Annotated in this window: 9 protein-coding genes and 1 riboswitch; of the genes, 5 read left to right on the top strand and 4 right to left on the bottom strand. The window is 65.0% G+C overall.

Annotated features, from left to right (window positions below):
* On the bottom strand, positions 1-188 hold a 188-nt coding region (locus ACIBJI_RS32335; protein WP_364357434.1), incomplete at its 3' end, for an FAD/NAD(P)-binding protein.
* Between the two features lie 318 nt (positions 189-506).
* Between ACIBJI_RS32335 and ACIBJI_RS32330 the strand changes: the two genes are divergently transcribed.
* The 3 genes from ACIBJI_RS32330 (at position 507) to ACIBJI_RS32320 (ending at position 2786) form a co-directional block, all read left to right on the top strand.
* Complete coding sequence (locus ACIBJI_RS32330) at positions 507-962, top strand: hypothetical protein (RefSeq protein ID WP_364357437.1); 456 nt, start codon at positions 507-509, stop codon at positions 960-962.
* 65 nt (positions 963-1027) lie between these two features.
* A riboswitch (SAM riboswitch) is annotated at positions 1028-1144 on the top strand.
* 14 nt (positions 1145-1158) lie between these two features.
* Positions 1159-1575: a rhodanese-like domain-containing protein gene (locus ACIBJI_RS32325; RefSeq protein ID WP_364357440.1), complete on the top strand. Its 417-nt coding sequence runs from the start codon at positions 1159-1161 to the stop codon at positions 1573-1575.
* Positions 1572-2786, top strand: a complete 1215-nt coding sequence (locus ACIBJI_RS32320) for an O-succinylhomoserine sulfhydrylase (RefSeq protein WP_364357443.1) — start codon at positions 1572-1574, stop codon at positions 2784-2786. Before ACIBJI_RS32325 ends, ACIBJI_RS32320 begins: the two co-directional genes overlap by 4 nt.
* 70 nt (positions 2787-2856) lie before the next feature.
* On the opposite strand, the gene ACIBJI_RS32315 is transcribed toward ACIBJI_RS32320, so the two are convergent.
* On the bottom strand, positions 2857-3486 hold the full coding sequence (locus ACIBJI_RS32315; RefSeq protein ID WP_397087077.1) for a MerR family transcriptional regulator: 630 nt from the start codon (positions 3484-3486) through the stop codon (positions 2857-2859).
* 71 nt (positions 3487-3557) lie between these two features.
* Positions 3558-4139 (bottom strand): TetR/AcrR family transcriptional regulator, encoded by a 582-nt coding sequence (locus ACIBJI_RS32310; protein ID WP_397087075.1) that lies wholly within the window; start codon positions 4137-4139, stop codon positions 3558-3560.
* 81 nt (positions 4140-4220) lie between these two features.
* Between ACIBJI_RS32310 and ACIBJI_RS32305 the strand changes: the two genes are divergently transcribed.
* Both ACIBJI_RS32305 and ACIBJI_RS32300 read left to right on the top strand, forming a co-directional pair.
* On the top strand, positions 4221-4535 hold the full coding sequence (locus ACIBJI_RS32305; RefSeq protein WP_364357452.1) for a hypothetical protein: 315 nt from the start codon (positions 4221-4223) through the stop codon (positions 4533-4535).
* 82 nt (positions 4536-4617) lie between these two features.
* Positions 4618-5715, top strand: coding sequence for a CaiB/BaiF CoA transferase family protein (locus ACIBJI_RS32300; RefSeq protein WP_396957651.1), 1098 nt, complete (start codon positions 4618-4620; stop codon positions 5713-5715).
* 179 nt (positions 5716-5894) lie between these two features.
* Here ACIBJI_RS32300 and ACIBJI_RS32295 read toward each other — a convergent pair whose 3' ends face one another.
* Positions 5895-6638, bottom strand: coding sequence for a CoA pyrophosphatase (locus tag ACIBJI_RS32295; protein ID WP_364357458.1), 744 nt, complete (start codon positions 6636-6638; stop codon positions 5895-5897).
* Positions 6639-6655 lie beyond the last annotated feature (17 nt).

Raw genomic sequence — 6655 nt, 5'->3', positions numbered from 1 at the left:
GGCATGCGCTCGTACAGGTCGATGCTCACCTCGGCATCGGACTTCATCAACGCGTCGGCGGCGTAGATACCGGCCGGGCCCGCGCCCACGATCGCGATCCGAAGCGGGCGGGGCCCTGTGTGTGCGTCAGGCCCGGAGGAGGCAGCTCGGCGCGCACCGCTAGTCGACTCAGCACTGTGTTCGGTCATCTCTTACGCGCACCCTTATGGTCGAAATAATTGACGGCGTCAGTCTTAGCTTAGGCTAACTTGACGCACCCTCTCGATCGCATCTGCCGATGCGAACAGGCGGCCATCTCGGCTATGACAGCAGGCCGCAATGTCGCGATTCTATCGGTGGCATAGCGCGCACCCTGCGGCGGTGCGTACACCGGGTGTTTGCGGCCCCGGCCCACCTACCGTGACTACCCGCTCTGCGGACATCTATCAAATCCTCGCGTCGCGGGTATCGGGGCCCGGCGCGGGGCCGAGTGCCGGATACCGCCGTCCACCAGGGATGATCGACCCATGACAGAGCAGCATGGCACCGATGAAGAACCCGTAATCGAGGTCGATCAGACCGATCGTCGCTCCATCGCGCCATTCATCGCGGCCGCCGTATTCGCCGCTGTCGTGCTGCTCGCGATCGTGCTCGGAGCGGTGCTTTCGCCCGCTGAGAAAAATGTCACAGAATCGGACAAGATCGCGGCCGCGGTGCAGCGCTACGCGGAAGCACGCGCCACCACCGACAACACACCCCCGCCGGGCGTGGCCTGTCAAGGATTCGACGAGAGCAAGACGCCACTCGCAGGGCAGTTCGGCGGGGCCGCGGCCGGAAAGTCGATCAAGGTCACCAAGATTGAGAATTCGATGGTCGACGGCGATAAGGCCAAGGCGACGGTGACCATCGCGGTCGACGGCCGGGAGACCCCGGCAACCTGGAATCTGACCCGTTCCCAAGACCGCTGGATCGTCTGCGGTTGATTACTTATGCGCGGCGCGAACTGGGGTTTGACACGGCGGCACCTGCCCAGGCAATCTCATTTTCAGGTCATGAGTACCAGCGCCAAGCCCCGGCTGGCTGGTCGGCAACCCTCCTCCGCGGTGGGGTGCTCCGGGTGACGACCTGGCCGCGCACCGAAACCCAGGTGCGGCAAGCGTGGATTCACAGGAGGATCGCATGACATATGCCGGTGACATCACCCCACAGCAGGCGTGGGAGTTATTGCAGGACAACCCCGAAGCCGTCTTGGTAGACGTGCGCACCGAGGCCGAATGGCGTTTCGTCGGTGTGCCGGATACGAGTTCGATCGACCGGCCGACGGTGCTGATCGAATGGGTCGACAGCAACGGCGCCCGCAACGGTGAGTTCGTCGAGCAGCTGACCAACGCGCTGGAGGGTCGCGATCCGGCGGCGCCCGTCGTCTTTCTCTGTCGCTCCGGACAGCGTTCGATTGGTGCGGCGGTGGCCGCTACCGGGGCCGGTATCGCCCCGTCGTTCAATGTGCTGGAGGGCTTCGAGGGCCCGATCGACGAGTTCGGACATCGCGGCGGCGCCGGCTGGCGCGCCATCGGCCTGCCGTGGCGGCAGTCATGATCACTGGTGGTGCGTTCGACAAGCCCCTGCCCGAAGGTGTCGGTCCCGCGACGCTCGGCGTGCGAGGTGGCCTGCGCCGCTCGGGATTCGAGGAAACCGCCGAGGCGCTGTATCTGTCCTCCGGATTCGTCTATGAGAGCGCCGAGGCGGCCGAGGCCGCATTCACCGGCGAAATCGAGCATTTCGTCTACTCCCGCTACGGCAACCCGACCGTCGCCATGTTCGAGGAGCGGCTGCGTCTGATCGACGGCGCCGAAGCATGTTTCGCGACCGCGAGCGGTATGTCCGCCGTATTCACCGCGCTCGGTGCCCTTTTGGGCGCCGGTGATCGACTTGTGGCCGCACGCAGCCTGTTCGGCTCGTGCTTCGTGGTGTGCAACGAGATTCTGCCGCGCTGGGGTGTGGAGACGGTTTTCGTCGACGGTGATGATCTGGATCAGTGGGAGCAGGCGCTTTCGGTGCCGACCCAGGCCGTCTTCTTCGAGACACCGGCCAATCCGATGCAGACGCTGGTCGACGTGCGCCGGGTGACCGAGCTCGCGCATGCCGCTGGCGCGAAAGTGGTGCTGGACAACGTCTTTGCCACGCCGCTGCTGCAGCGCGGTTTCGAACTCGGTGCCGATGTACTGGTGTATTCGGGCACCAAGCACATAGATGGTCAGGGCCGGGTGCTCGGTGGTGCGATCCTCGGCGCCCAGGACTACATCGACGGTCCGGTGAAAACCCTTATGCGCCATACCGGTCCGGCGTTGAGCCCGTTCAACGCATGGACCCTGCTCAAGGGTTTGGAGACCATGCCGCTGCGCGTGCGTCACTCGACCGAATCCGCCCTGCGCATCGCGCGCTTCCTCGAGAGCAACAAATCCGTTTCGTGGGTGCGCTACCCGTACCTCGAGTCGCATCCGCAGCACGACCTGGCGACCAGCCAGATGAGCGGTGGCGGCACCGTGGTCACTTTCGAACTGAACGCATCCGAGGACGAGGCCAAGAAGCGCGCCTTCGAGGTGCTCAACCGCCTGCGCATCGTCGATATCTCCAATAACCTCGGCGACTCCAAAACCCTCATCACCCATCCCGCCACCACAACCCACCGCGCCATGGGCCCTGAAGGCCGCGCCACCATCGGCCTCTCCGATGGCGTCGTCCGCATCTCGGTGGGGCTCGAGGATGTCGAGGATTTGCTGAGCGATTTGGATTACGCCCTGAGCTAGAGCTCATGTCACCGACCTCGCCGGACCAAGTTCGGCACGGCGGCATCGGCGACCACGACCAAGACGGCAATCACGCGTCCGGGATGCTCGAAGGCATCGCTCGGCCGGTGATCTCGGTGCCCGGCGGAATCATCTGTGCGCGTGCGGCTTGCAATCGCTCGCGTTCGGCCGGGCTCATCGCCGCGAAGGCCGCCTCCCGCCGTTTCGTCAAAGCCGCAAGCTCTTCCGAACTCAACTGCCGCGCATATTCTTCGCGCTGCCGCGTCAGCCGGGCGAACTCTTCCGGGGTCAGTGGTTGGTTCATCGTGATGGTCTCCTCGATCAATCGCAGGAATTGCGACGTCGATGGCTCGACCGCGTGGTCGAGGCCGTCGAGCACATCGAGCAGGCGGTCCCGCAGTCCGGTGGCCCGGGTGATGCGGTCCTCGACCAACGCCAACTCCTGCCTTACCAGCTCGCGTGGGTCCTGATCGGGTTCTGCGCGGAGGACGGCCGCGATGTCCTCGAGCCGAAACCCGAAGCCCCGCAACGCCACAATGCGATGCAGCCGCCGGACATCGTCCCGGGTATAGCACCGGTGCCCGCCCGATGTTCGCGACGACGGCACCAATAGCGCGAGCCGGTCGTAATGGTGCAGCGTCCGCACCGTCACGCCGGTCTCCCGGGCCAACTCTCCGACCCGCCATACCCGCTCGGTCAACGCGCCCTCCTGTCGACGTGCACCACCCACGCTAAAACCTGACGTTACGTCGGGTTCAAGTGTTGTTTCGATCACGGCTCGGGAGTTGCTGCCGTTGGGCCGCAGGCGATGTCGTGGAAGGCTTCGCGGAGCAGGGCGGTGATGCGCTCGGGCGGAGCGTCGCGTAGTCCGTCCAGCTGGAGTAGGTGTCGACCGATGACGGTGCCGATGGTGATCGCGCCGATCAGCCCGGCACGCAGGTCCGCGTCGTCGTCGGTGAGGTGCTGGGCGGCTTGCCGCTGCCGGGACACCATGGCGAGCTGTACTTCGGCGGCGGCGTCGGGATGGGTGAACATGGAACGGATCGCGGCGAGTGCGTCGGTGGGGTGCTGGGCGAGTTTGTTTTCGAGCGCTGCTAGCAGTTGCTCGGCCGCCTCTTCGGGCGTGCCGGTGACCAGGTCTTCCTGTTCGAAACCGGAGGCCTGGGCGAAGAGATTGTCTTTCGACCCGAAATAGCGCATCACCAGTCCGGGATCGGCCTGCGCCTCGGCGGCGATGGCACGGATGGTGGCCCGGTCGTAGCCGACCTCCGCGAACAGCCGCTTGGCCGCATCAAGGATCCGGGATTGTGTGCTCTGCCGTTGCTCGGCGCGGCTGCGAGGGCGGGAGTTCATGGGCTCAGTCTACGGACGTTGACCCAAGTCAACTGCCATGCTAGCTTTCGGTCTACAACCGTTGACCGAAAGAGGATCATCATGTGGCACACAATTCTGTTGTCCGCACTCGCCGGACTGTTCGGCGCGAATGCGGTACCGCATTTCGTCAAAGGCATGATCGGCGAACAATTTCCGAATGTGTGGGGTAACGATCCACTGCGCAATGCGGTGGCGGGCACGTTCGGACTCGCGCTCGCGGCCGTGATCGGATACTGGGCTGACCTGCCCGCACATGCTTACGCGGGTATCGGCGCAGCTTTGGTCGGCGCACTGCTGATGGCGGTATTCCACGGCCGCGGTGGGGCTTATCGACTCAACTCCACCTTGGGGCTCGCGAACCCGTCTCGGGTATAGCTTCGGCGTTATTGTCATACTGTCAATACAGCCTCGGGTCGCTCCCGGGGAGCGCTGGATCAACGACGAACCGAGGTAGGGCGTGAGCACACCAACCACCGCCAAGCAGGGCCCGCTCGCGGGCATCAGGGTCATCGAGCTGGCTGGTATCGGCCCCGGTCCGCATGCGGCGCTGCTGCTGGCCGACCTCGGCGCCGATGTGGTGCGGGTCCAGCGCCCCAATATGCTGCCCGGCTTCATGGAGCGCCCGCAGTGGCGCGGGCGCACCATCGTCGAGGCGAACCTGAAGGATCCGGCGGATATCGAGAAGGTGCTCACACTCACCGAGAAGGCCGACGTGCTGCTCGAGGGCTTCCGACCCGGCGTCACCGAGCGCATGGGCCTCGGCCCGGATGCCGTGCTCGCGCGCAACCCGCGGTTGGTCTACGGCCGGATGACCGGCTGGGGTCAGCACGGCCCGCTGGCCGATCGCGCCGGACACGACATCAACTACATTTCGCTGACCGGTGTGCTGCACGCCATCGGCCGCAAGGGCGAGCGTCCGGTGCCGCCGCTGAATATGGTCGGCGACTTCGGTGGCGGCTCGATGTTCCTGGTATTCGGCATTCTCGCGGCCCTGATCGAGCGACAGAGTTCCGGTAAGGGGCAGGTCATCGATTCGGCGATGATCGATGGGGCACTTGCCCTTTCGCACATGATCTGGGGTATGCGCGGTGTGGGCCTGTGGTCGGATGAGCGTGGCACCAACCTGCTCGATACCGGGATGTCGTTCTACGACACCTACGAAACCTCGGACGAAAAGTACATGGCGGTCGGGGCGATCGAGCCACAGTTCTACGCGGAACTGTTGCAGGGCTTGGAAATCGATCCCGAAGGTCTTCCGGCGCAGCTCGATCCGAATGGTCAGGATCAGCTGAAGAAGCTGTTCACGGAGAAGTTCAAGACCAAGACCCGGGACGAGTGGGCCGCGATCTTCGACGGCACCGATGCGTGCACGACACCGGTGTTGACCTTCACTGAGGCAGAACAGAATCCGCACATTGTCGCGCGCACCGGGTTGATCGAGATCGACGGTGTCGTCCAGCATGCGCCGGCTCCCCGCTTCTCCCGCACCCCCGCAAGTACGCCCACCCCGCCGCCAAGCGAGGCGACGCCGATCGAATCCATCTGGGCGGACTGACACCTCGTCGCCAGCGCCCTCCGCGGCGCACTCCAACTGCTCCCGCGCACTGATTCACGCGCCGCGCATATTTTCGCCAGCGAATTCGTGCGCGCCACGGGAATTCGTGCGCGCCACGGGAATTCGTGCGCACCGCGAGATACGTGCACGCCCGGGGCAGGAGGGGCGGAGCGTCTACGCTAGTTGCGGGTCCACTCGGGCTGGGCGAAGTGTGCGATGCGGGCGGCGTCGGCAGCCCGGCCGAGTAGTACGACTTCGCGGAACTGCCAGAGCATCGCACCGGTCGGTGCGTGGATGGTCATGTTTTCGGCGAGGCGCATCTGTAGCAGACCAGGGCCGTCGTAGGCGACCGAAGGAGCATCGACGCGCAGATCCTTTTGTCGCACAGCATCTTTGGGATGGACCCAATGTGGGACATCGTCGGCGGCGAGCCGGGCGAGATGCACTTGATGAACCGAGTGGACCTCGTCCGGACTGGGCCGCAGTCCGGATGCGTCGGTGAGAGCCGCCACGATCGGAGTGATGACGAAGCCCGATGCTGCGGGGAAGTCGTCGAGCCTGCCGAGTAGATCGGCCGAGCTTGCGGACAGTCCGAGTTCCTCGTGCAACTCGCGTAGCGCCGCCTGCTCAACGGTTTCCCCGTCGTCGACCCGACCACCCGGGAGCGCCCATTGCCCGGCATTGCGCCCGCGATACGCGCGTTTGATGACCAGCACCGACGTCGGACCGTCCACGGCCACCACGCACAACAACACCGCCGCCCGACGAATACCCGGCGCATCGGCTACCTCGGTATGCGGGAACTCGCCCAACCGTGCACGCGCAAGCACACGGAAGTCATCAACATTCTCAGGAACACTCGGTCCCGCATCAGGTCCCATACCGTCGATCATGCCCCACATCACCGCTCGGCTCCCGGTCACTACCTCGCCTACCGTAT

This window comes from Nocardia sp. NPDC050408, from assembly GCF_044458905.1.
GTDB lineage: Bacteria > Actinomycetota > Actinomycetes > Mycobacteriales > Mycobacteriaceae > Nocardia.
The sequence above is the reverse complement of the archived record's forward strand: the minus strand, read 5'-3'. Positions and strand labels throughout refer to the sequence as shown.

Bases quoted from the DNA above. Each gene is read 5' to 3' on its own strand.
- ACIBJI_RS32320 (WP_364357443.1), top strand. From the start codon at position 1,572: ATGATCACTGGTGGTGCGTTCGACAAGCCCCTGCCCGAAGGTGTCGGT.
- ACIBJI_RS32310 (WP_397087075.1), bottom strand. From the start codon at position 4,139: ATGAACTCCCGCCCTCGCAGCCGCGCCGAGCAACGGCAGAGCACACAA.
- ACIBJI_RS32305 (WP_364357452.1), top strand. From the start codon at position 4,221: ATGTGGCACACAATTCTGTTGTCCGCACTCGCCGGACTGTTCGGCGCG.
- ACIBJI_RS32325 (WP_364357440.1), top strand. From the start codon at position 1,159: ATGACATATGCCGGTGACATCACCCCACAGCAGGCGTGGGAGTTATTG.
- ACIBJI_RS32330 (WP_364357437.1), top strand. From the start codon at position 507: ATGACAGAGCAGCATGGCACCGATGAAGAACCCGTAATCGAGGTCGAT.